The organism is Paenibacillus vini (genome assembly GCF_018403325.1).
GTDB lineage: Bacteria > Bacillota > Bacilli > Paenibacillales > Paenibacillaceae > Fontibacillus > Fontibacillus vini.
In genome coordinates, this window is record NZ_BOSL01000007.1 from 24406 (window position 1) to 47991 (window position 23586).

Here is a 23586-nt window from a genome sequence, read left to right on the forward strand (position 1 = left end):
CATGAAATATGCCGTACTCGATTTTGAAACGACGGGGAACCAGTCCTCTGATGAAATTATTCAAGCAGGGCTTGCCATTATAGATGAAGATTTGAAAGTATCCCGGGTCTATAGTTCCTATGTGAAGCCGGGAATACCCATACCTCCCTTTATTACGGGACTTACGGGAATTTCGGAAGACGATGTCAAGGATGCGCCGGATCTGGACGAAGTCATGATGGAAATGGTGCCGTTACTTGACGACGCCGTTCTTGTGGGACATAACGTCGCTTTTGATTTTAATTATTTACAGAGTGCACTCGATAAAACCGGGTATCTGCCTTTTACGGGACGCATTCTCGATACGATGGATTTTTTGAAAATATTTTTCCCTTCGTTGACCACTTATCAGTTGGGAATGGTCGCATCCGAGTTTGGGGTAGAGCATGACCGGCCCCACCAGGCGGATAGCGATGCTTTGGCGACCGCGCTCATTTTCTTGAAATGTCTCGAGGAACTGGCCGATTTGCCGCTGATTGTCTTGCAAAGGTTGTCAGACCTTTTTGCCGGAGAAGACAGCGATCTGGGCTGGTTTTTTGATGCCATGCTTCAAGAAAAAGAACGGGAGGCCGATCAAAGCCCTGACGGTTATACGTATTACCGGCAGTTTGCGCTGCAGGTGGAGGACTGGATGGACATCGAGCCTGCCAGAAACTCCATGCTTGGCAATCCGCTTCGCGATGTGTCCTTTGAGCAATTCATGGAGCAGGTCCGGGAGAAGCTGCGCGCCAAGCTGCCCGATTATGAGGAGCGCGAAGCACAGAACCTGATGCTGAACGAGGTGACCCGGGCTTTTGACGAAGATAAGCACTTGCTGATCGAGGCGGGGACCGGAACGGGTAAATCGCTCGGATATTTGCTGCCGGCTATTTACCACAGCGTGAAGAATGATGAGAAGGTAATGGTCAGCACGCATACGATCAACCTCCAGGAGCAGCTGAGGGAAAGGGATGTGCCCCTGTTGACGGAGGTCGTGCCTTTTCCGTTCAGCGCAGCTGTATTCAAGGGAAGACAGCATTATTTGTGTTTGCGCAAATTTGAACATAAAATTAATAGAAGAGACTTTGCGACACCTAAAGAAGAGGTGATGACGGCCGCCCAGATGATCGTATGGCTGGCCCATACGGAGACGGGCGACGACGAGGAGCTGAACCTTGGAAACCGCGGTGGAGATTTTTGGGAAACGGTGGCGAGTGAATCGGACTCGTGCCTTGGCCGCTCTTGCCCGTGGTTCCGCAAATGTTACTATCACAAGGCCAAGCATGAAGCGGGTGTTGCCGATGTGGTCATTACGAACCATTCCAAGCTGTTCACCGATATTCAAGCCGGCCACCAGTTGCTGCCTGGATACGAACGTCTGGTAATTGACGAAGCGCATCATTTGGAAGAAGTGGCAGGCAAGCATTTGGGACTTCAAATGAAGTATTTTACCGTTGTCCATACGCTCACCCGGCTGTTTAAGGATAGTAAAACCGGGCAATTCCCGAACCTGCGCAGTATGCTGCAGCAATCGGGAAGTGAGAAATCCGCGGAATGGTGTTCGGTTATTGACGGATTGTATCCGACCCTTGTGGATGTGAAGGAGAACTGGGATCGGCTGGCCGAGCTGATGTTTACGCTGATGCCTGAACGCAGCGATGCAGCGCCAGGGGATCCTGGACAGTTTGTGCTGCGCTTGCTGCCGCAAAAGAAACCGAAGGCGTGGGATACGCTTGCCGCGCTGGAGAATCAAATTTTTGTGGCTATGGGCGACGTTCTCCGCAAAGGCGAGCGGATGATCAACGAGCTTAAGGAAGACGACCATGATTACGGCTATGAGAGCCTGATCACCGATATTAGCGGACTCTTGAAGGATCTCGGAACCGAACGCGAAGCGCTGCGATTTTTTATTAAGCTGGAGGACGAGAATACGGTATACTGGATTGAAGGAAACGGCAATTATCGTAGCCGGTCCCTGCAAATTTTCGCGGTTCCGATCGACGTGAGCGCGCAATTGAAGGGTTATTTCTTCGACAAAAAGAAAAGTGTAGTCATGACTTCGGCTACGTTGTCGGTCGACAAATCGTTCCAGTATATGATAGATCAGCTTGGATTAACCGAAGCCGCGGCGGAGGACAGACTGATTACTTCGATGCTGCCTTCCCCGTTCAATTACCGGGAACAGGCGCTGCTGGTCATTCCGCGGGACTTTCCGAGCGTAAAGGGAAGTGTAGGGGACGATCATTTCGTGGCTACCCTGGTTCAGTCCCTCGCCGACACAGCGGTGGTAACGAAGGGCCGTATGATGGTCCTGTTTACTTCGTACCGGATGCTGAGGCAGGTATATGATCCTTTGAAGGAGTTGCTGGCCGGACAAGGAATTACCGTGATCGGGCAGGGAATGGATAGCGGAAGCCGGACCAAGCTGACCCGTCGCTTCCAGGGACAACATGCTTCGGTGCTGCTCGGAACGAGCAGCTTCTGGGAAGGCGTGGACATTCCGGGGGAAGCTTTGACGAGTCTCGCTATCGTCCGTCTGCCTTTTCAGCCGCCCAACCACCCGCTTGTGGAGGCAAAGAGCGAACGACTGCAGCAGCAGAAGAAGAACCCGTTCATGAAGCTGTCCGTTCCGCAAGCCGTCATTCGGTTCAAGCAGGGCTTCGGACGTCTGGTCCGGTCCTCGCAGGACCGCGGGATCGTGGTTGTTTACGATACACGCATCTTGGAATCTTACTACGGGAAATACTTTTTATATTCTTTGCCCGGACCGAAAATGGAGCATATGCCGCTCGGGCAGATGATTCCGCGAATTTCGGAATGGCTGAACGCAGAGGAACAATAAACGTTCTTCAAATCGCGCCTATTAGGGGGATAACCAAATGAAATCGGAAAAAATTTCTGACGCCGTAGTACGCAGATTGCCGGTGTATTTACGTTTTCTTAATGAACTGAGCCGCCGGGAGGTCCCGACGGTTTCTTCCCAGGAGCTCGGACAAAAGCTGGATCTCAATCCGGCGCAAATCCGTAAAGACCTGGCTTATTTCGGCGACTTTGGCCGAAAGGGGATCGGATATGACGTTTCCTATCTGATCGAGAAAATCCGCCAGATTCTGAACCTGGACCAGCAGATCAACGTGGCTTTGATCGGAGCCGGTAATCTCGGACAAGCATTGTCGAATTACAACGCTTATTTGAAGGACAATATGAAAATCGTCGCCGTATTCGACGCATCCCCTGGTAAAATCGGTACCCAGATCAACAATATCACGATTCAACCGATCGAAGATCTGGTGGATACGGTAAGAGGCAACCAGATCCGGATCGGAATTATTACGGTTCCCGCAGCGGAAGCCCAGCGAGTAGCTGACCAGCTTGTGGCCGCTGGAATTGGGGCTATCTTGAATTTTGCGCCCACGATCCTTAAGGTACCTTCTGAGGTGCGGGTGCATGCGGCCGATTTCACAACCGACTTGATGAGTCTTGCTTATTATTTGAACGGAGGAAAGGAACATTCGGAACATGAATCGGAAATGGTTGATTAAAGACGGAACCTTCGCCGTGCCGGACCGGGAGAAGCCGGTCATTCGCGGATATATGCTGGTAGAAGGCAGCACGATTACTTATATAGGCGAACAGCGCCCGGAAGAAGGCGTGGAGGGCGCCGAAACCTTCGACGGTAAAGGCCTGCTCTTCTTGCCGGGACTCGTCAATACCCATGGTCATGCCGCCATGTCTTTGCTTCGCGGTTATGGGGATGACATGGTGCTTCAAACCTGGCTGCAGGAAAAAATGTGGCCGATGGAAGCTAAATTTACCGGGGAGGATGTCTACCGCGGCACAGCATTGTCCGTTCTGGAAATGCTGAAAGACGGAACAACGACCTTCCTGGATATGTACGATCACATGGACCAAGTGGCTTCCGTTGTCGAGCAATCGGGGATCCGGGCGGTACTGACGCGCGGAGTCATCGGGCTATGCCCGCCTGACGTTCAGCAGCACAAGCTGGATGAGGCGGTGGCTTTTGCCCGTAATTGGCATGGTAAAGCGGACGGGCGGATTACGACGATGATGTCGCCGCACTCGCCTTATACCTGTCCGCCGGATTATATCGAGAAGATCGTTCAGGCGGCACATGACCTGAATCTGCCGCTGCATACGCATATGTCGGAAACACGGGCCGAGGTCGAGCAGAACGTAGCGGATTACGGATTGCGTCCGGTTCAGCATTTGCTGAACCTGGGATTGTTCAGCCGTCCGGCACTTTTGGCACATGCCGTGCATTTGACGGATGAGGAGATCGAAATTTTGGCGGCGCACAATGTGGCCGTTTCCCATAACCCGGGCAGCAATCTCAAACTGGCAAGCGGAGTTGCCCGCGTACCGGACCTGCTTAAAGCGGGCGTAACCGTATCCCTGGGCACAGACGGACCAGCTAGCAATAATAACCTAGATATGTTCGAGGAAATCCGCCTGGCAGCTCTTATTCACAAAGGAGTCTCGGGCGACCCGACCGCAGTTCCGGCTGCGGAAGCGCTCAGAATGGGTACGGAATACGGAGCGAAATCGCTCTTCCTTCAAGATACGGGCAGACTGGCCGCGGGCATGAAGGCGGACTTCATCGCGCTGAATACGGAGCAAGCCCATTTCTTGCCGCGGACGGATTATATTTCCCATGCCGTTTACTCGGCGGGTTCGAAGGATGTCGAGCATGTTTGGGTGAACGGTAAGCAGGTAGTTAAGCACGGAGCTTGTCTGACACTTGACGAGGAGAAGGTCCGGTTTGAAGCCCAGGCTGCCTTTGAGGGCCTGTTAGGCCGATAACATGCCGCAGGGTATGAAAGAGAAACCGGAATAAGCCGGCATCGGGGAAAGGAAGAGTAGGTTGAAGAACAGAACCAAATGGATCCTGCTCTCCATTGTGATTTTGGTGCTGGTGCTCATTGGCCTTCACCGCTTTTATCTGTATGTCCACGAGGATATATGGCAAGGAGAGAATGAAGCCGTTCAACGGGCCAGACAGGAAACCGGACTGACGGAAGCCGAAAAAGTGTGGAAATCGGTCTGGGACAAAGTATGCTGGGTAGTGGAAGGCAAGGATGCAGACGGACAAGAGATCATGGTCTGGCTGCCGGAGGGCGGGCAGGCTGAAGTAAAGCCGCTGTCCGAGGGCGTATCGGAAAGCCAAGTCCGTACAATCATACATGATCAATATCCCGGTATTGAAGTCGTGCGGCTTATGCCGGGTATCTACAACAATGAATTGGTTTGGCAGCTTTTTTATAAGGAAAAGGCGCATCATTATTACCGTTTTTTCCGGTTTAGCGACGGCCAGGCGTTGGAAGAGGTATTCACATTGCCGAACCGGTAAATGTTGCATAAGAAATAATAACAGCCTTGCGCTGAATTCATGGACCTGTCAAGCGGTCCGTGCTTCAGTTCAAGGCTGTTTTTTATAGGTTGTTCTAAAAGTCATCTTTCCAAGACGAAGGGGATCATGAAGCGGATTCGACGTCGAATCTTGAATTCAGCCGGGCCTTCCGTTGCTCACGTACCCCATGAGCAAATGCTTACGAAGTCGTTTTCTACGAAAACGTTTAGCTCCGCTACTCAGTCCCTAACTTCATCCGACCTAAAGCGTTTTGCAAAAACGCACTTCGAGAGTATACGCTTCGGTCCTGCAAACCTGACTTTTTGAACATGCACTTTTATAAAAATTTTAAATATATTCACAACTTTATTCGAAAATGTATATACGATGTGATATACTCATATTTGTAAGTTTGATATATATACTAATGTGGTTTGAATGTATTATTTGATATATGAATTTAATATTACATCAAGGGGGATTATGCCGTGAAATTGCGCGTTGGACCAATTATCGCGAGCGTGGCTGTTTCCGCGACTCTATTATTCGGAGGATGGTTTGCCTATAAGCAATGGGCTGTCGAGAGCCCGTTTGAAAATAAATTGAATCAATACGAGGGTGTGAAGAGCGTTCAAACAGATATTACCCAGAAACAGGCCCTGGTGAAACTTAATTTAGAACCGGGAACCGATTTTGGCAGTCTGGTGAAGCAAATTCAGAATGACGGCCGCAAGTGGATCGGAAATCGGGAGTTGAAGCTGGAAGTGCAAGATAACGCATCTCAGGAGCTTAACGATTTGTGGGAAGAGGCGTTGTTCCCGATCGCGCAGGCGATGGAAAATAAAGAGTATACCGGTATTACCAACACTCTGGATAAATTGCGGGAAAAAGACAGCAACTTGTCAGCCAAGGCTGAAATGGACGATCGGAACGTCTATATTACGCTGAGTGATGGACAAGCGAGCAAATTTATTATTTTACCTCGCGTATCGCAGAATATGGGGGTGTGGCCGAATGCGTAAGTGGATGCTGGAGCTGGCGGCCGGGTTTGTACCCGTCCTGTTCATTTTCCTCGCTTTTATCGGATATAATGTCATTCCGCTGCTTGTCGGCATAGTTATGCTGGGGGCATTGTTCGCGGCGGTCAAGATGCGCGGCGGCATCGTTGCCACGGCTTCCCAGGAACGTAAACGCAAAAAAATCGGCTCGTCCAATTTGACTTTCGACGAAATCGGCGGGCAAGACAGCGCCAAGCAGGAATTGCGCGAAGCGCTTGATTTTATGGTTCGGCATGAAGAAATCAAAAAATTCGGCATTCGGCCGATCAAAGGGATTTTGCTGACGGGGCCTCCGGGAACCGGTAAAACTCTGATGGCCAAGGCTGCGGCTCAGTATACAAATGCCGTGTTCGTTGCGGCATCGGGTAGTGAATTCGTAGAGATGTATGTAGGGGTCGGCGCCAGCCGGATCCGAGACTTGTTCAAAGATGCGCGCACTCGCGCGGCTAAGGAAAATAAAGAGAACGCCGTCATTTTTATCGACGAAATCGATGTGATCGGCGGCAAGCGGGAAGGCGGCCAACAGCGCGAGTATGATCAAACGCTGAATCAGCTGTTGACCGAGATGGACGGTATTTATACGTCCGAAACACCGCGTATCCTGCTGATTGCGGCAACCAACCGTAAAGAGATGCTGGACAGCGCTCTGCTGCGTCCAGGCCGGTTCGACCGCCATATTCAGGTCGATCTGCCCGACAAGAAGGGACGCCGTCACATCCTTGAGCTGCATGCTAAGAACAAACCGATTGCGTCCGACGTCAATCTGGAGAAGGTTGCCGAGGAATCGTACGGATTCTCCGGCGCCCAGCTCGAGAGCGTCATGAATGAAGCGGCGATTTACGCTATGCGTGATGAGAGTAGCGTGATTGACCAGCGTCATCTTTCGATGGCGATCGATAAGGTCATGATGGGTGAGAAGACGGACCGTCAATCGACGGAAGAAGAAAAACGCCGGGTTGCGGTTCATGAACTGGGACATGCCGTAGCGGCCGAAGTCGTGGCACCGGGCAGTGTGAACCAGGTAGCGCTTAGCCCTCGCGGCAGAGCACTCGGTTATGTAAGACATAATCCGCAGGAAGAGAAATACCTGTATACGAAGCAGTATCTTGAAGGTCAGATCATGATCGCCCTCGCTGGAGCGGCGGCGGAAGAAATCTATTACGGCGGCCGGAGCACCGGCTCGAGCAATGATTTCGAGCAGGCGCTGAACCTGGTGCAGACGATGATGACTTCCGGCCTTACTTCACTCGGGATCATCCATATGGATATGGTCACCAAGGAAGTGCTGATGAACGAGAATTCCAAAATTCTGGACGACCTCGCAGCACGGACAAAACAGCTTTTGGTCGACAATTCAGCTGTGTTCGATCAATCGTTGGAAATCCTTCTAAGAGAAGAACGTCTCTCCGGAGACCAATTCCGTTGTCAATTTCGTGACAGCTTAACTTTACCGGCATAATTCTTTATGCCGGTTATTTTTTTTTACTTTTCGGCCGTGCTAAGATATTATTATATGTTGGGTATAAAATGATGTATTATTCGACATCAGGGGTACAATATTATGGAGAGACCATGAAAGGATGGAGCGAGAGGACCATGAACTTCAAAAAAATAGGTGTCATTGGTGGCGGCACGATGGGCCAAGGGATCAGCGAAATGCTGGCAGCCAAAGGACTCGATGTGCTACTCGTTGAAGAAACGACCGAAAAATTAAACCATGCGTATAGCATGATAGAAACGAGTCTGGACAAGCAGCTTGAGAAATGGGCGATTACCAAGGCCGAGAAAAAGCTGATCTTGAACAAAATTCATAAAGTTACTCATTTTGCCGAACTCGGAACCTGCGATATGGTGATCGAGACCATTTCGGAGGATTTGAATGCCAAGAAAGAGGTATTCAAACAGCTGGACCAAGTTTGCCCGAGCAACATTATTCTGGCGAGCAACACATCGACGCTTAGTTTGACCGAAATCGCCGGTTCGACAATGTATCCGGAGCGCGTGATCGGCATGCACTTTATTTATCCCGTTGCTAAAATTAATCTGGTTGAAATTATCCGCGGGCTCAAAACATCCGAATCCACATTTGAAGAAACGAAACGATTTGTGGATGAAGTTGTCGATAAACACGGAATCATGGTATATGAATCGCCGGGCTTCGTAACGTCCCGGATTATTTGTCTGATGATCAACGAAGCGTTGCATGTTCTGGGCGAGGGCGTTGCTACTGCCGAGGATATCGACGACGCGATGCGCATCGGGTACCAGTTCCAATACGGACCGCTTGAGATGGCCGACCGTTTCGGTCTGGACTCCGTCCTGGCAGCTCTGGAACGCATGTTCCGCGAATTCGGGGAACTGAAGTACCGTCCTTCTTATGTGTTGAAGAAAATGGTTCGCGCGGGCTCCCTCGGGGTTAAGACGGGCGAAGGATTTTTCAAATACGACAAGGATGGTGACCGGATATGAAAGTTCTAGTAATTAACGCGGGAAGCTCTTCCCTTAAATATCAGCTTTATGATATGACCGACGAATCCGTATTGGCCAAAGGTCTGGTGGAGCGGATCGGCATGGACTCCTCCATCCTGACGCATAAGCCGACAGGGAAGGAAGAGGTTACGGAAGTCAGCGACATTCTGGAGCATACGACGGCGATCCGTAAGGTGCTTGAGAAACTGGTCGATAAAGAGCACGGCGTGCTTGCCTCGATCGAAGAAATCGATGCTGTTGGACACCGCGTTGTTCACGGCGGCGAAGCGTTTAAAGGTTCTGCCCTGATTACCGGCGAAGCGAAATCCGAAATCCGCCGTTTGTTCGACCTGGCTCCGCTTCATAACCCGGCTTGTATGATGGGGATTCAAGCGGCTGAAGCGAACCTGCCGAACGTACCGCAAACCGTAGTATTCGATACAGCGTTCCATCAAACGATGCCTGAGAAGGCTTATTTGTATGCTATCCCGAAAGTGCTGTACAAGAAACATAAAGTCCGCCGTTATGGTTTCCATGGCACTTCGCATGAATACGTAAGCAAGACAGCCGCGGAATTTTTAGAGCGCAAGATTGAGGATTTGAAAATCATTACTTGTCATATCGGTAATGGTGCCAGTTTGACCGCCGTCATGGACGGCGTATCCGTGGACACTTCTATGGGGATGACTCCGCTGGAAGGGTTGATCATGGGTACGAGAAGCGGTGATCTGGATCCGGCGATTGTTCCTTTTGTCATGAATAAGGAAGAGCTTACGATTAACGAAGTAAACTCCATGCTGAACAAGCACAGCGGACTCTTGGCGATTTCGGGATCCAGCAGTGATATGCGTGATATTACCGACGGCATGGCAGAGGGCGAACCGAATGCGACGCTGGCGTTTGAAATGTATGAATACCGCCTTCGCAAATACATCGGCTCTTATGCAGCGGCAATGAACGGCGTCGACGTCATTGTATTTACGGCCGGCGTAGGCGAAAACTCGGCGATCGTACGGGAAAAGGTTTGCGAAAACCTGACTTATCTCGGCGTTGAGATCGATAAAGAATTGAACAAAATCCGCTCGGGAGACCCGCGCAGAATTTCCACACCGAATTCCAAGGTGGAAGTGTTGGTTGTTCCGACGAACGAAGAGCTCGTGATCGCCCGCGATACGTTGCGCATCGTTCAAGAAATGAAGTAATCTGTAAGCAGGTAAGCAGATTTAATATTAGGGACCTTAGAGGAGAGATAGAAGCATGGCGATCAAAACTGTGATCCGTCAGGTGAACGAGCACGTCGGGCAAACCGTCGTGATCGGAAGTTGGTTGAACAACAAGCGTTCCAGTGGCAAAATCCAGTTTCTTCAGCTGCGGGACGGAACCGGGTATATCCAGGCGGTTGTCGTTAAGAGCGAAGTGTCCGAGGACACTTGGAATAATGCCAAGAGCCTGACCCAGGAATCATCGATGTACGTAACGGGCGTGATTCGTGAAGAACCGCGCAGCCAATCGGGATATGAAATGACCGTAACCGATTTGGAAATCATCCACTTGACTGAAAATTATCCGATTACTCCGAAGGAGCATGGCGTCGATTTCCTGATGGACCATCGTCATTTATGGCTTCGCTCGTCCAAGCAACGGGCGATCATGGTGATCCGTTCGGAAATTATCCGTGCGGTACAGGATTTCTTTGACAAGAACGGCTTTACCCTGGTGGATCCGCCGATTCTGACCCCGACTTCCGCAGAGGGTACAACAAACCTGTTCCATACTAAATATTTCGAAGAAGACGCCTATTTGACCCAAAGCGGTCAGTTGTATATGGAAGCTGCGGCGATGGCGCTCGGGAAGGTGTACTCTTTCGGCCCGACATTCCGTGCGGAAAAATCGAAAACGCGTCGCCACTTGATCGAGTTCTGGATGATCGAACCGGAAATGGCGTTTACGGATCATGAGGAAAGCCTGAAGGTACAGGAGCAATTTATTTCTCATGTCGTGCAATCGGTTCTGGCCAATTGCCGGACGGAGCTGGAAGCGGTGGGCCGCGATGTTTCCAAACTGGAAAACATTAAAGCGCCGTTCCCGCGTATCACGTATGATGAAGCGATTGAATATCTGCATACGCAGGACTTTGACATCCCTTGGGGTGAAGACTTCGGGGCTCCTCACGAAACGGCGATTGCCGAGCGCTATGACAAGCCGGTGTTCATCACCCATTATCCTGCCGGCATCAAGGCATTCTATATGAAACCGGACCCGAATCGTCCTGAAGTCGTGCTGTGTGCGGATATGATCGCCCCGGAAGGCTACGGCGAAATTATCGGCGGCTCGCAGCGGATCGATGATCCTGAGCTGATGGAGACCCGTTTCAAGGAACATAACCTGTCCATGGAAACCTATCAATGGTATATGGACCTGAGAAAATACGGTTCCGTGCCGCACTCCGGCTTCGGACTGGGATTGGAACGTACGGTAGCGTGGATTTGCGGACTGGACCATGTACGGGAAACTATACCGTTCCCTCGTACATTGTACCGCCTGTATCCATAAGAAAGGTGAGAATGCATAGGTATGACCGATAGCTGGAAAGTATGGGGCAAAGGGATCTCGTTCGGCCTGGAATCGGGCATAGTGAATGTTCCCTTTGCGCTACTGGCTCATTACCGGAATCTCCGATTAACCGATATGGAGGCCATGCTGCTCCTGCAATTGCTTGCGTTCCAGCAGGTTGAACGCAATGACTTTCCGACCATGGATCAACTGGAACGGCGGATGGGCACGAGTCCAGGCGAGCTTGCCCCGGTCATCCGCCGTTTGATGAAGGAGGGCTGGCTCAGTATCGACGAAGCCAGAGAAGAGTCGTCCGGAGTTCATTCGGAGTTTTACAATTTGTCGGGCATGTACGTCAAGCTTGGGCAGCATCTGGCTGAGGAGCGTTCCGCAGCGATTAATGAGCAGAAATTGGAGAAGGAATTATCAGGGTTGCAACGCGGCGAGCAGGAACGGAACCTGTTCGTTATTTTCGAGAAAGAGTTCGCCCGTCCGTTATCTCCGATGGAGTGCGAAACGATTTCCGGCTGGGTGGACCAGGACGGTTATCTGGAGGAATTGATTTTGTTGGCGCTAAAGGAAGCGGTCTTTGCCGGCAAAGTTCATTTTCGCTACATCGACCGCATTTTGCTGGAGTGGAGCCGCAACCGCGTTAAGACCGCGGAAGATGCGAGGGCCTACACGCAAAAGTTCCGTAACGGCGGTCGGTAAGTCTGTTGTTAGCGGCAGCGTGAAAATTCCGCAATGATGTTGAATCAGTAAATAGTTTATATGCAAAGACCTCCGAAGCAGGATTCGGAGGTCTTTGTTGTGTTTTTTAAACATTTATCCATGTTTCATTGGACAAAATCCAATGAACAACCGCCAAAAGACAGAGAAGCCCAAGCTTGATTGGAATTAAGCCAACCAATGCTGAGATTATAGAGGGAATTTGATGCGCAACACCGATTTCATTGGAAATTATCCAATATAGCATCCGAATCCCCTGTCATAAGGGAGAGCTTGTTGGAAATTATCCATCGAAGGTATGGGGGCAAGCGGGAGGGGACCGAAGTCCTTTAGGAATGAAACACACTTTTTACATGAAAGTTACAATAATATCATATAAATCAATCACGGATATGATATGTTAAAAATGTGCAAAGTTAGCATTCTATTAAGGGGGCTTGACCGTTGAAGGGTTGGATTATTTACAAGCATTTACCCCAGGATGTAAAACCCGAGACGTTTGAAATCAAACGTCTGGTTGAAGAGGCGGTGCGGCAGGAGATCGATATCCGCGTACTTGCGCCTGAGCAATTTGAACTGATCGTTACACGGGATGACCGCAAAAGCGTGATGGTCGACGGAGAGGTGTTGCAGCTTCCCGACTTCGTACTGCCGAGAATGGGAGCGGGCACGAATTATTTTGGACTAGCCCTGATCCGGCATCTGGAACGACTTGGTGTACGAACCTTCAACTCTTCCCAAAGTATCGATACGGTTAAGGACAAGCTGTATACCCAGCAAATTTTGGCGGAGCATAATCTGCCGGTTCCCAAAACGATGCTGATCCGCTCCAAGGTGGATGTCAATCTGGTAGAAAAGCACCTCGGATTTCCGGTGGTGGTAAAGACCATTTCCGGTTCCCAAGGCAGCGGAGTGTTTCTGGCGGAGAACAAATCGAACTTTATCGATCTTCTGGAGATGATCAACGCTTATAAGGAAAATGCCACGATGATCTTGCAGGAATTCGTAGAGTCCAGCCGGGGAACGGATTTACGCGTTATTACGATCGGTGGACGTGCGGTCGCCGCCATGAAGCGAAATTCCGGCAGCGATAGCTTCAAAGCGAACTATTCTCGCGGAGGCACGGTGGAGCCTTATGAAATCAATCCGGAAATAGAATGGCTGGCCCTTGAGACTTCCCGTCTACTGAACTTGGACATTGCAGGGATCGACTTACTGTTTGACGGAGACCATTATAAAATATGCGAGGCTAACTCTTCGCCGGGATTTGAAGGAATCGAGTCCTGCTGCAATGTGAATATCTCCGAGGAAATTTACAATTTTCTAAGAGTGAGACTGAATCGTTTCTAGTTTGAAAAAGAAAAACCATTCCCGGGAAAGAATAGTTTCTTTTGGGAATGGTTTTGTTGTGTGCGGGAATTGCAGTCTTTATTTGCTTTTGCTTCGTTCTATACATGGAGAGGGGCTTCTCCTGCTAGTCGAGTCTGTACGGAGGGGCTTATTTCTCGGGTATTTCAATTTGTCCATACCCGTAAGTCGTAAACCAATCCTGGATCGTGGCGAAGTCTTTGGAGAAGGACAAGCTTAGCAGCAGCATGATTCTCGCATGGGCGGCATTCAGATTGTCTCCGGCGATGATGCCTTTCCCGCTGGAATAGTTGCTGCCCGAACCCGTGCGCGTGGTCATTACAAAAATAACACCTTGCTCTATCGCTTTGGCACGTTCTTCACTCATGGCTTTCGAAATCCCGCCCGCCCCGGTTCCAGCGGTTACGATACCTTTAGCGCCATTGGCTACAAAACCGCTGATGGCACCTGGACCGGCATCCTGATAGGAATAAGCGATCTCCACCTTGGCTAGATCATTTTTGGTGATTTTGCTGAGATCAAATGGGGTGGACCATTCGCTGGCAGGTTTTAAAGCCCGGAAGGGAGCGCGGTAAACCCTGATATTATTTTCGTCGATATAACCGAGTGCTCCGACTTCCGGGGTAACGAAGGTGTCGGTACGGTATGAATTATTCTTGGTGACTTCGCGAGCTGCATGAAATTCATCGTTTAACATCAAAACGGTGCCGAAGTATTTGGTTTTACCGCTAGCTGCAAGTTTAATGGCGTTGTACAGGTTTGCCGGGGCATCGGTCCCGATAACGGTCCATGGGCGCATGGAGCCGGTGACCACAACAGGTTTAGGACTTCTTACCGTCAGATCCAGAAAATAAGCGATCTCCTCCATGGTATCGGTGCCGCTGGTAACTACGACGCCATCTTGCGTTTTCAATGCTTCATCGACTTTTAGTGACAACTCGTATAACTGTTGAATGGTATAAGCGCTGGAACCGGAATTTCCGAACTGATACGTACTTACTTCCGCTATTTTATCTTTATTAGGCAATGACTTAACCATATCTTCAATCAACAACGTGCCGGCCTTATAAGTAGTAAAGCTGGTTTCGTCCGTTGATTTGCCGGCCAGCGTCCCGCCTGTGGCGATGACTTGGACCTTTGGCATCTTTTTTTCGGCTTTTGTTATTTCGCCTCTGATAGAAACTTCGGCTGCGAAAGCCTTGGACAATGGGATACTCGGTAGTACCGCAGAAAATGCCAGTCCTGCGGCAAGAAGCATTTTGAAGCTTTGCGATTTCCATTTGTTCATTGGTTCAACCTCCACAATGTGTGTATTAGTCAGCCTTATGTAATAATAACTAACACGAAATAAGCTAACTGTGTTTGAATTGTATATTGATGTTAAGATTATTAACAAATCTAACATGTATGAAAGAAAGCGTTTAAATCTTATTAATGCTAATAAAATCGAGGTATTTCTCTATTTATTAAATAAACATGAATAGAAATTGAGGGTTTATGTGTTAGGAAATATAACGCGAGTTAATAATCTGCGATTGAGTTGAAATATTTTTTTGAAATTTTGCAGGGGTAAGCCCAATTGGTGTCGTCTATTCTATTGGAAGGAGGGGAGAGTTATTGGCGAGGAGTCTTTGATAGAAAAAATGAGGCAGGGCGACCGAGCCGCTTTTCGCGAATTCGTTAAACAATACGGAAATTTCGTTTTCCGTGCCGCGTATTCCGTTTTGCATGACGAGAAAGAGGCGGAAGACGCCGCGCAGGAAACGTTCCTTCAAGTTTATAAATCTCTCCCCGCTTACCGTTCTCAAGGAATTAAATCGTGGGTAACACGAATTGCAATCAACAAAGCGATTGATTTCAAACGGCGCAGAGACCGGCGGCGCGAAGAACAGTGGGATCCCGCCGATGTGGCTGAAAAGCTACCCGCGGTGGAGGACGATCTGCTTAAGGAAATGATGATTGACGAACGAAGAAGCGAGCTCCATACGAAAATATCCGAGCTTCCGCCGGGACACCGGCAAGTGGTAACGGCCTTTTATTTGGATGGCAAAAGCTATGAACAAATTGCGAGTGATCTGGAACAGACCGTAAAAACCGTAGAATCGAAGCTTTACCGGGCCAGAGCCTGGATTCGCGAGCATTGGAAGGAGGAGGAATGGCGATGAAAGATACGGGCAACACACCTGAAGAAATGTGGAAAGCATATATCCGCGGCGAACTGAGCCCGGAAAGGGCTGAAAAGCTGGATCAGTTGCTGCAGGACGATGATGCTATGTTTCAGGTTTATATGACGGAACTCATGGCCAACCAAGACGAGCTTCCGAGTCTCCTTGATGAAGAGCGTTTCGCTAATGACGTGCTTTCCGCGCTTCCCGCTCAAGCCCGGAGCCATGCCAACAAGGAACACCGCAAACGTTGGCAAAATCCTTTGGTCCACTATGTGATCGCCGCATCCATAACACTGTTATTGCTTGGCGGAGGCGTGTTCGATTTGCTGTCGGCCGGTGCTAATGCGGCTGTCCAGCGGCAGGCGGGAGATACTCCGCTGAGCGATCAGCTTATGCAACGGGCAACGAACTGGATGGAAAAGATTAAGCCGTCCGACACTCCTTAAAAGTGATTGAAAGAAAGGATGAACGAAATTGACTTATTATCGAAGCCGAATGCTGGCATTTCTATTGAATTTTATCCCGGGTCTGGGCCATTTCTATTGGGGGCGCAAAGCAAGGGGGATACTCTATCCGATTTTCTTTTTTGGCGGACTGCTCGGTGGATTTCTTATCGCCTTGGCTACCAATGAAGGAGAGTTTTTTCTGGCCGTCCTTATCATGGAATTGATTCTTTGGGTCATATCCATGCTTGACCTGCTTATCCTCATGCTTCGCGAGCCTGCGGCTCAGGAAAGATCGCCTTATGACCCACGAGGGGGCGGCAGACGGGGGGATGCTGAAACCGAACGTTTCTTTACGATATTACTGTCCTTTATTCCGGGTCTGGGCCATTTTCAAATGGGTCTCATGCAGCGGGGATTATCCTTCCTGATCATGTTCTTTGGCCTGATCACCATGATGTTCTTCGTCACCGGCATTACGCACGAAACCGTGTTCCTGCTCTTCCTGGCACTGCTGCCGATCATTTGGCTGTATTGCATGTTCGATGCCGTTCAGCTCATTCATCGCAAGCAAGCCGGGGAAATTGTGGAGGATCGCTCCCTGCTGGATGAATGGGAATCCGGACGCATCGAGGGTCGGCGCAGCAAAGTGCTCGCCACACTGCTCTCGGCTTTTCCCGGAGCCGGACAAATGTACCTGGGCATGCAAAAACGCGGCCTGCAGATGATGGTGCTGTTTCTCGGAAGCTTTTATATCATCGATGTATTGAGGCTGTCCCTCTTTTTATTCTTAGTGCCTGTGATCTGGTTTTACAGCTTCTTTGACGGGTTGCAGCAGACTAGCAGGTATGGCATTCTTCCCATGGAGGATATTCCTTTGATTAAGGGTAGAGGAAACGGACAGCATTGGCTGGGGGTTGCCTTGCTCCTGCTGGGTGTCTACTATGTGGGCATGGAGTTTATCGTCCCGGCGCTGGACCGCTGGTTCCCTTATCTTGAGCTTAGATATATGATTCGCGAATACTTGCGCCCGGTTCTTGTGGCTGTAATTTTGATCGGCGGGGGTATCAAACTGCTCTCGAGCCGCAATCGGGTACAAAGTTTGAAGTGGGATGACGAGGAGATTTAAAGTCAAAATTGTTAGACGTAGAAACTTAACTAGGTAGTCAACTAGAGAGTATAGTCAGAAAATAGACTTGTTATTGCCAAATGCGATAACAAGCCTATTTTTATTTTTACCCTGTGGTTGAGAAATCTAGTGTATTCTGATAATAGGAAGACTAGAAGAGAATGCGCAAAGAGACTGGATGATTTGTCTTGAAGCTCGCCTTACCGATGGAGGGTGGTACTATGAAGAAATCTACGTTAGTTATTGCGGTATTGATTTTTGTAGTCCTTACAGGTTGTTCTCAAAAGGAGAATCATTCAACAAAAGAATCTATATCCAATATAGAAGCTCCAGTTGAATCGCCTGAGAAATCGGAAGCAGAACTACTAAGTGAATTGGCTAATCAAGAGTTTACGCTGAAAGCAGATCAACTTGGTGAAGATGATCACGATACAATGGAGGACTTTGGAAAATCCTTCGTAAATCTTTATACCGGGGCTGTTGCCAATCAGGAAAGAGTATCGTTTAATAACTATATCTCTAAGGACAAGCTCCTTCAATTCACTAATAAAATGCTGGAGCTAGAACAGCGGCAGGTATTAAAAGGTGGATTTAGTGTGACCTTCGGCCTGAGTAATGAGTTTCAAGAAGTACAGTTTAAGAGGCTGGACAACAATCTTTATCGTCTCGATTTATCCTTTTTAAATCAGGGTTCTGGGATGAGCTGCAAGCTATTAATTCAATCTGTAAACAAGTCATTAAAAATCGAAGATTTGTATTTTGGAAACAAAGATGGCGTCGATACGATGGCAACGGGTCACCCTGCGGAAAGAAGACTTGATAATCCTGAATTGTGGGATGACCAGGAATGGGTGAATGGAGTCATGGAGAAGCTAGATGAATATGAAACCAAGCTGGGCGACTGATGAACTCAAAGACGAATATTCAACTAAGGAGTTTAAATAATGATAGATAAAGAAACCAAGAAAACCGAAGTCCTATCAGCCTTTCAATTCAGACACGCAACGAAAGATTTCGATCCTGACAAGAAGATAAGTGCCGCTGATTTCGATTACATATTGGAGACCGGGAGATTGTCGCCTAGCTCCTATGGCTTTGAACCCTGGAAGTTTGTTGTTGTGCAAAATAAGGAACTTCGTTCCAAACTTGCGGAGTATGCAACTGGAGCGAGAAGGCAGCTACAGTCGGCCAGTCATTTTATGATTATATTGACGAGATTGCCGAAGGATATGGTTGCCGGCTCTGATTATATTAAGCGCATGTTGGACGATGTCCAAAAGCTCCCTCACGAAATTGCACAGGCCAAGCGGGAAAACTATGATCATTTTTTGAAAACAAGCATAGCCATCGAGGACGATCCCAGAGTGATGTTCGAATGGGCTTGCCGACAAACTTATATTGCATTAGGTAATATGTTGACCGCTGCCGCCTTAATCGGCATTGATTCCTGCCCTATTGAAGGATTCAACAGAGCAAAAATCAATGAACTGTTAGCTGCGGAAGGAATTATGGATCCTGAACATTTCGGGATATCGGTTATGGCGGCGTTTGGCTATCGATTGCATGCTCCGTCCGATAAGACCCGTCGATGCGCGCAAGAAGTGATTGAATGGGTGGAGTAGGTAGTTTTGAACTTGAACAAAAGGAAAGATAGAGAGGACTGCGCTGGCTGCAGGGCCTCTCTATTTCCTTTCAAGGGCCTATTTTTGTTACAATGCAGTCAGGGTGAAGGTTCTATATAAGATGATCTATCGAATTAGATGTTAGGGGCAAGTAAAGGAGATTATCATATGTTCAAAATATTTATCGTTGAAGATGATCAACGACTGGCCGTGCTGTTGCAGGAATATTTGCAAAGGTTCGGCTATAGTACGCATATCGTTCAAGATTTTGACCGGGTGAAGCAGGAGTTCGAAGCGGCAGCCCCGCATCTGGTATTGCTTGATGTGAACTTGCCTAAATACGACGGGTATTATTGGTGCCGGCAGATTCGCAATCTCTCCACTTGTCCCATTCTGTTTATTTCGGCACGCGAGGGGAAAATGGACCAGGTCATGGCCCTGGAAAACGGTGGGGACGATTACATTACGAAGCCGTTCGATTATGATATCGTCATCGCGAAGATCATGAGTCATTTGCGCAGAGCCTACGGGACGTATGCCGGAGGAGGCGGGGAGCGGAGCGTGAATTTTGACGGTTTAAGATTGGATAAAGATCGCCTTTATTTAAGTCTGAACGATGAAAGAGTGGAGCTCAGTCTGACGGAAGTGAAAATGCTGGAGGAACTGATGCAGCGGGGGGAAGAAATCGTCAGCCGCGACCGATTGCTCGAAAAAATATGGGACGATCAGACCTTTGTCGACGACAATACGCTGAATGTGTATGTTACACGGGTGCGTAAAAAGCTGTCTGCGCTAGGCATCGAGGATGCGCTTCAGACCGTGCGCGGTCAGGGCTACCGGCTCGTTCCCCGCTGGGAGGAGAAACAGTGAAGCTATTTTTGAAGGATCAGCGGCCTTTATTTTCGTTTTATATTCTCCAGCTTTTGACCGTGTCCGGAGTATACTGGCTGGACGGCTACCGCAACATCGCTATGGTGCTTTATGCCGCCCTGCTTAGCGGATGCTTGCTGGCCGTGTATTTGGTGTTCCGCTACATGAGTAACCGTTCGTTTTACCGCTGTCTGGAGCAGGGGGAAGGGCTGGATGCTTTTAAGGAAGTGTCGCCTCAGACGCCGCTATCCGAATACTTGCACCGGTTATTAAAGAAGCAATACCGGCATTATGTCTCCGAACTGAACCGCCAGCAGCATAAAATCAATCATCATTTACAGTTCATTACACAATGGGTCCACCAAATGAAGACGCCGGTGTCCGTCATTCATCTCATGGTCCAGGATAGCGACGATTCAAGATCGACGGCAATCGGAGATGAGGTGGACCGGCTGCGTAAAGGTCTGGATCTTGTTCTGTATACAGCCAGACTGGATTCCTTTTCCCATGATTTCGTGGTGGAGAAGCTGGACCTGGAGAGTCTTGTGCGCGCGGCCGTGTCGGCGCAAAAGCGGCTTTTTATCCGCAGCAAAGTATTCCCGCAGCTGGAGTTTACTTCGAAGGAGCCGTTATTCATTGCCACGGATGAAAAATGGCTTACGTTTGTGCTAACGCAAATTCTGACAAATGCGGTCAAATATACTGCCAATGAGCCGGGAACCATTGCGATCCGGGGCTACCGTAAGGAAGATGAGGCGTTTCTCGAAATCAGGGACGAAGGCGTGGGCATACCGGACAGCGATTTGCCGCGTGTGTTTGACGCTTATTTTACGGGAGAGAACGGGCGGAATTTCAGAGAGTCCACAGGGATGGGTCTGTATCTTGTGAAACAGATTTGCGGACAGCTCGGACACCGGGTGGAACTGGAATCCGCCGTCGGTCAAGGTACATTGGTCCGTTTGATCTTCCGATCCGAATTTAGCAACCTTACAAAGGAGTAAGGTGATTGTAAGATTGATCCATGGTTGCTGAATTAGGCCAACCGTATAATGAAAACATCACCGACAAGGAGTTGCATCCATGGCTGTTTTGGAGGTCAGAGAATGTTCCAAAATTTATGAAGGTACGATATCGACAAGGGCGCTGGACAATGTGAGTTTTGCTTTGGAACGGGGGGAGTTCGTCGGGATTATGGGCCCCTCGGGGAGCGGAAAGACGACTTTGCTTAACGTCATCGCGACGATCGACGAGCCGACATCAGGTGATGTTGTCGTTGAAGGGCAACATCCTCACAAACTGGATCTAGAAGAGATGGCTCTGTTTCGGAGACGTGAACTGGGCTTCATTTTCCAGCATTTCAACCTGCTTGATACGTTGACGGTAGAAGAAAATATCGTTCTTCCTTTAACCCTGGATGGCGCACCTGTAGCGGAAATGAAGAAGAGTAGTCTCGAACTGGCCCGCAGATTGGACATCGAATCCGTCTTACATAAGTTTCCCCAGGAAATCTCCGGAGGACAAATGCAGCGGACAGCGATCGCCCGGGCTATGATTCATCATCCTTCGCTGGTGTTAGCGGACGAACCCACCGGGAATCTGGATTCCAAAGCGTCCAAGGATGTAATGGAAGCCTTTGGGATGATGAACCGGGAAGAACGGACGACGATCTTGATGGTTACGCATGATGCTTTCGCCGCGAGCTTTTGCCATCGTGTGCTTTTTATTAAGGACGGCAGGCTGTATAACGAGATTTACCGCGGGGAGAACCGGCAGGCTTTCTTCCAAAAAATCATCGATATGATGTCGCTGCTGGGGGGAGAGACCGATCACCTTTCGTCAATTCGCCTTTAGCCATGTGTTGCGCAACAAGCGTACCTATGCCGCTTATTTTTTGAGCAGCGCCTTCTCGGTTATGGTCTTCTTCGTGTGCTCCCTGTTCCTGTTTCACCCGGACTTGAAGGCCCAGGTGGCCTGGAACTCCGCATTATTGGTGCTTGCACAAGCGGAAGTCATCATGTTTTTGTTCTGCTTTCTGTTTGTGCTCTATTCCGTCGGGTCGTTTCTGCGATCCCGTAAGCGGGAATTCGGAATTCTGCTGATGAACGGGATGACTGTGAAGCAGCTGCGCAAGATGGTGTTTATGGAAAATATGCTGGTCGCTGCAGGCTCGCTCGGAACCGGCATCCTTGCCGGACTATTGACCGCCAAGCTGTTCCTGCTCGCCGGATCCAATTTGCTCGGCATCGAGACGCTGTCTTTTCACGTTTCCCTATCCAGCCTGATGTTGACGATCCTTTCCTTCCTGCTGCTCTTCCTGGTCATCTCGCTCTGTACGACGGTTCTGCTAGGTTCCACCCGGCTGATCGATCTGCTCCAATCGGGGGTCAAGCGGGATGTTAAACCGAAGTTTTCGAAGCTGCTGGCCCTGCTTGCGGGCATATTGCTGCTCGCCAGTTATACGCTGGCGGTGACAACGACGGCATCCACCGTTAAGGTTCGCATGCTGCCGGTAACCGCGATGACGATCGTGGGTACGTATCTGTTTTTCACCCAGGCCAGTGTAGCTCTGCTCGGTTTGATGAAGCGAAATCTGACCCGGTATTGGAAGAAAAGCAATCTGGTGCTTATATCCAACTTGTCTTACCGGATGAAGGATAATGCGAGAATGTTCTTTCTCGTAACGATAATTACGACGATTACGTTTTGCGCTGTAGGCGTATTCGCATCCATTAACCGGTTGTCCGGCGATTTTGCCTTGGACCATCCCGCTCAAATCGGTTATGTATCCAAGGAAGACGGGAGCCTGGAGAAGGAACATTTGGAGGAAATCTCGGCAGAACTGAGTGCCCGGGGAGTTTCTTACCATACGGAAAAGATAGACTTGGTCTATGTTCGCGTGCTGTCGTCTTCACTTGCTTCCGGACCGGAATGGCTCCCGGTGATATCTTATTCCGACTATGGCCGTGCCTTGTCGGCTGCGGGGTACTCCGTCGGCGAACAGCCGCCGTCAGAGGATGAAGCTTACGTGCTGCTGAACTCGCACCGGGAAAAATTGCTTCTACAGGAAAGAAAACCGGCAAGTTACCGATTGGGTGAGGCGGGACTTCTGTTGCATGAAATCGGGATAACCGAACGGGTGTCCATTGCCGACCATCTGACGCAGGAACTCGGGAATGGGCGGGAAGGTTTCTTTTCGGGGCTTGTAGTGAACGATGCCGTGAAAGAACGGCTATGGATGGAGGACGATTCCTCCAGAGTCGAACGGTACACGGCTTATTACACGGATTCCATGGAATTAACCGAGGGAATCGCATCCCGTTTGACAGAGAACGGAAAAATGGACTACGAGAAGAACGAACCGTATGCCTTGTCGGTAAGCGGAACCTTGTTTGAGGTACAGAGGACCACGTTTGGAGCGCTGTTGTTTTTTGCGCTGTTGGTCGGCACCGTATTCTTCATCGCCGCTGGAAGCTTTCTCTATTTCCGGTTATATAGCGACCTGGATTATGATCGCAGGCAGTATCTCGCCCTAACCAAGATAGGAATGACGCGCAAGGAGATGGAAAAGATGGTGTCCCGCCAGTTGGGCTTGCTGTTTTTCCTCCCTGTTGGCGTAGCTATGGTGCACAGCTTGTTTGCCTTTATTGCGTTGCAACGTTACGTATACTTATCAATCGCTTGGGAAGCAGGGGCGATCCTGGCCAGCTTTTGTTTCGTGCAGGTTATCTATTTCTGGTTTATCCGTGCCCGCTATTTGCGCAATTTACAAAAAGTACATCAATAAACGGAAT

General features: G+C 49.4%; 21 protein-coding genes. 20 read left to right on the top strand and 1 reads right to left on the bottom strand.

Features of this window, described 5'->3' with window-relative positions; genetic code table 11:
- Position 1: 1 nt before the first annotated feature.
- The 11 genes from dinG to KJS57_RS12215 all read left to right on the top strand — a co-directional run bounded on the left by dinG (position 2) and on the right by KJS57_RS12215 (position 13545).
- Positions 2-2860, top strand: coding sequence for an ATP-dependent DNA helicase DinG (dinG, locus tag KJS57_RS12165; protein ID WP_213655001.1), 2859 nt, complete (start codon positions 2-4; stop codon positions 2858-2860).
- A gap of 37 nt (positions 2861-2897) precedes the next feature.
- Positions 2898-3560 (top strand): redox-sensing transcriptional repressor Rex, encoded by a 663-nt coding sequence (locus tag KJS57_RS12170; protein WP_213655002.1) that lies wholly within the window; start codon positions 2898-2900, stop codon positions 3558-3560.
- The gene (locus tag KJS57_RS12175; protein ID WP_213655003.1) at positions 3538-4839 is read left to right on the top strand and encodes an amidohydrolase; all 1302 of its coding nucleotides are present in this window, start codon (positions 3538-3540) and stop codon (positions 4837-4839) included. Before KJS57_RS12170 ends, KJS57_RS12175 begins: the two co-directional genes overlap by 23 nt.
- 61 nt (positions 4840-4900) lie before the next feature.
- Positions 4901-5386 (top strand): cell wall elongation regulator TseB-like domain-containing protein, encoded by a 486-nt coding sequence (locus KJS57_RS12180; RefSeq protein WP_211020838.1) that lies wholly within the window; start codon positions 4901-4903, stop codon positions 5384-5386.
- Positions 5387-5874: 488 nt separating this feature from the next.
- Complete coding sequence (locus KJS57_RS12185) at positions 5875-6408, top strand: hypothetical protein (RefSeq protein WP_213655004.1); 534 nt, start codon at positions 5875-5877, stop codon at positions 6406-6408.
- The gene (locus KJS57_RS12190) at positions 6401-7903 is read left to right on the top strand and encodes an AAA family ATPase (protein ID WP_211020836.1); all 1503 of its coding nucleotides are present in this window, start codon (positions 6401-6403) and stop codon (positions 7901-7903) included. The genes KJS57_RS12185 and KJS57_RS12190 overlap by 8 nt, the downstream gene beginning before the upstream one ends.
- Positions 7904-8040: 137 nt before the next feature.
- On the top strand, positions 8041-8913 hold the full coding sequence (locus KJS57_RS12195) for a 3-hydroxyacyl-CoA dehydrogenase family protein (RefSeq protein WP_211020835.1): 873 nt from the start codon (positions 8041-8043) through the stop codon (positions 8911-8913).
- Positions 8910-10115: an acetate/propionate family kinase gene (locus KJS57_RS12200; protein WP_213655005.1), complete on the top strand. Its 1206-nt coding sequence runs from the start codon at positions 8910-8912 to the stop codon at positions 10113-10115. Before KJS57_RS12195 ends, KJS57_RS12200 begins: the two co-directional genes overlap by 4 nt.
- 55 nt (positions 10116-10170) lie before the next feature.
- Positions 10171-11466, top strand: a complete 1296-nt coding sequence (gene asnS / locus KJS57_RS12205) for an asparagine--tRNA ligase (protein WP_211020833.1) — start codon at positions 10171-10173, stop codon at positions 11464-11466.
- Between the two features lie 21 nt (positions 11467-11487).
- Positions 11488-12177 (top strand): DnaD domain-containing protein, encoded by a 690-nt coding sequence (locus KJS57_RS12210; RefSeq protein ID WP_213655006.1) that lies wholly within the window; start codon positions 11488-11490, stop codon positions 12175-12177.
- 462 nt (positions 12178-12639) lie between these two features.
- A complete protein-coding gene (locus KJS57_RS12215; protein ID WP_213655007.1) occupies positions 12640-13545 on the top strand; it encodes an ATP-grasp domain-containing protein in 906 nt (301 codons plus the stop codon).
- A 148-nt stretch (positions 13546-13693) separates the two neighbouring features.
- Here the strand turns inward: KJS57_RS12215 and KJS57_RS12220 are convergent, their stop codons facing one another.
- On the bottom strand, positions 13694-14851 hold the full coding sequence (locus KJS57_RS12220) for an asparaginase (protein ID WP_213655008.1): 1158 nt from the start codon (positions 14849-14851) through the stop codon (positions 13694-13696).
- Positions 14852-15194: 343 nt separating this feature from the next.
- Here KJS57_RS12220 and KJS57_RS12225 point away from each other — a divergent pair, with 343 nt between their 5' ends.
- The 9 genes from KJS57_RS12225 to KJS57_RS12265 all read left to right on the top strand — a co-directional run bounded on the left by KJS57_RS12225 (position 15195) and on the right by KJS57_RS12265 (position 23579).
- Positions 15195-15728 carry an RNA polymerase sigma factor gene (locus KJS57_RS12225; RefSeq protein WP_244861508.1) on the top strand — a complete coding sequence of 178 codons (534 nt, stop codon included), beginning with the start codon at positions 15195-15197 and terminating at the stop codon, positions 15726-15728.
- Complete coding sequence (locus KJS57_RS12230) at positions 15725-16177, top strand: anti-sigma factor (RefSeq protein WP_211020829.1); 453 nt, start codon at positions 15725-15727, stop codon at positions 16175-16177. The genes KJS57_RS12225 and KJS57_RS12230 overlap by 4 nt, the downstream gene beginning before the upstream one ends.
- A 28-nt stretch (positions 16178-16205) precedes the next feature.
- Entirely contained in the window at positions 16206-17303 is a 1098-nt protein-coding gene (locus KJS57_RS12235) for a hypothetical protein (RefSeq protein WP_213655009.1), read from the top strand.
- A gap of 221 nt (positions 17304-17524) precedes the next feature.
- Positions 17525-18208, top strand: a complete 684-nt coding sequence (locus KJS57_RS12240) for a hypothetical protein (protein WP_213655010.1) — start codon at positions 17525-17527, stop codon at positions 18206-18208.
- 39 nt (positions 18209-18247) lie between these two features.
- Positions 18248-18925 carry an NAD(P)H-dependent oxidoreductase gene (locus KJS57_RS12245; RefSeq protein ID WP_213655011.1) on the top strand — a complete coding sequence of 226 codons (678 nt, stop codon included), beginning with the start codon at positions 18248-18250 and terminating at the stop codon, positions 18923-18925.
- A 168-nt stretch (positions 18926-19093) separates the two neighbouring features.
- On the top strand, positions 19094-19795 hold the full coding sequence (locus tag KJS57_RS12250) for a response regulator transcription factor (RefSeq protein ID WP_211020825.1): 702 nt from the start codon (positions 19094-19096) through the stop codon (positions 19793-19795).
- Positions 19792-20796: a sensor histidine kinase gene (locus tag KJS57_RS12255; protein ID WP_213655012.1), complete on the top strand. Its 1005-nt coding sequence runs from the start codon at positions 19792-19794 to the stop codon at positions 20794-20796. The genes KJS57_RS12250 and KJS57_RS12255 overlap by 4 nt, the downstream gene beginning before the upstream one ends.
- 79 nt (positions 20797-20875) lie before the next feature.
- Positions 20876-21646 carry an ABC transporter ATP-binding protein gene (locus KJS57_RS12260; protein WP_213655013.1) on the top strand — a complete coding sequence of 257 codons (771 nt, stop codon included), beginning with the start codon at positions 20876-20878 and terminating at the stop codon, positions 21644-21646.
- Positions 21647-21707: 61 nt separating this feature from the next.
- Positions 21708-23579, top strand: coding sequence for an ABC transporter permease (locus KJS57_RS12265; protein ID WP_244861509.1), 1872 nt, complete (start codon positions 21708-21710; stop codon positions 23577-23579).
- Positions 23580-23586 lie beyond the last annotated feature (7 nt).

What these genes read in the sequence shown, in the direction of transcription:
- KJS57_RS12220 (WP_213655008.1), bottom strand. Translation starts at nt 14,851, where the DNA reads ATGAACAAATGGAAATCGCAAAGCTTCAAAATGCTTCTTGCCGCAGGA.
- KJS57_RS12260 (WP_213655013.1), top strand. Translation starts at nt 20,876, where the DNA reads ATGGCTGTTTTGGAGGTCAGAGAATGTTCCAAAATTTATGAAGGTACG.
- KJS57_RS12190 (WP_211020836.1), top strand. Translation starts at nt 6,401, where the DNA reads ATGCGTAAGTGGATGCTGGAGCTGGCGGCCGGGTTTGTACCCGTCCTG.
- KJS57_RS12210 (WP_213655006.1), top strand. Translation starts at nt 11,488, where the DNA reads ATGACCGATAGCTGGAAAGTATGGGGCAAAGGGATCTCGTTCGGCCTG.
- KJS57_RS12200 (WP_213655005.1), top strand. Translation starts at nt 8,910, where the DNA reads ATGAAAGTTCTAGTAATTAACGCGGGAAGCTCTTCCCTTAAATATCAG.
- KJS57_RS12265 (WP_244861509.1), top strand. Translation starts at nt 21,708, where the DNA reads ATGGTCTTCTTCGTGTGCTCCCTGTTCCTGTTTCACCCGGACTTGAAG.
- KJS57_RS12195 (WP_211020835.1), top strand. Translation starts at nt 8,041, where the DNA reads ATGAACTTCAAAAAAATAGGTGTCATTGGTGGCGGCACGATGGGCCAA.
- KJS57_RS12250 (WP_211020825.1), top strand. Translation starts at nt 19,094, where the DNA reads ATGTTCAAAATATTTATCGTTGAAGATGATCAACGACTGGCCGTGCTG.
- KJS57_RS12230 (WP_211020829.1), top strand. Translation starts at nt 15,725, where the DNA reads ATGAAAGATACGGGCAACACACCTGAAGAAATGTGGAAAGCATATATC.
- KJS57_RS12240 (WP_213655010.1), top strand. Translation starts at nt 17,525, where the DNA reads ATGAAGAAATCTACGTTAGTTATTGCGGTATTGATTTTTGTAGTCCTT.
- KJS57_RS12175 (WP_213655003.1), top strand. Translation starts at nt 3,538, where the DNA reads ATGAATCGGAAATGGTTGATTAAAGACGGAACCTTCGCCGTGCCGGAC.
- KJS57_RS12170 (WP_213655002.1), top strand. Translation starts at nt 2,898, where the DNA reads ATGAAATCGGAAAAAATTTCTGACGCCGTAGTACGCAGATTGCCGGTG.
- asnS (WP_211020833.1), top strand. Translation starts at nt 10,171, where the DNA reads ATGGCGATCAAAACTGTGATCCGTCAGGTGAACGAGCACGTCGGGCAA.
- KJS57_RS12245 (WP_213655011.1), top strand. Translation starts at nt 18,248, where the DNA reads ATGATAGATAAAGAAACCAAGAAAACCGAAGTCCTATCAGCCTTTCAA.
- dinG (WP_213655001.1), top strand. Translation starts at nt 2, where the DNA reads ATGAAATATGCCGTACTCGATTTTGAAACGACGGGGAACCAGTCCTCT.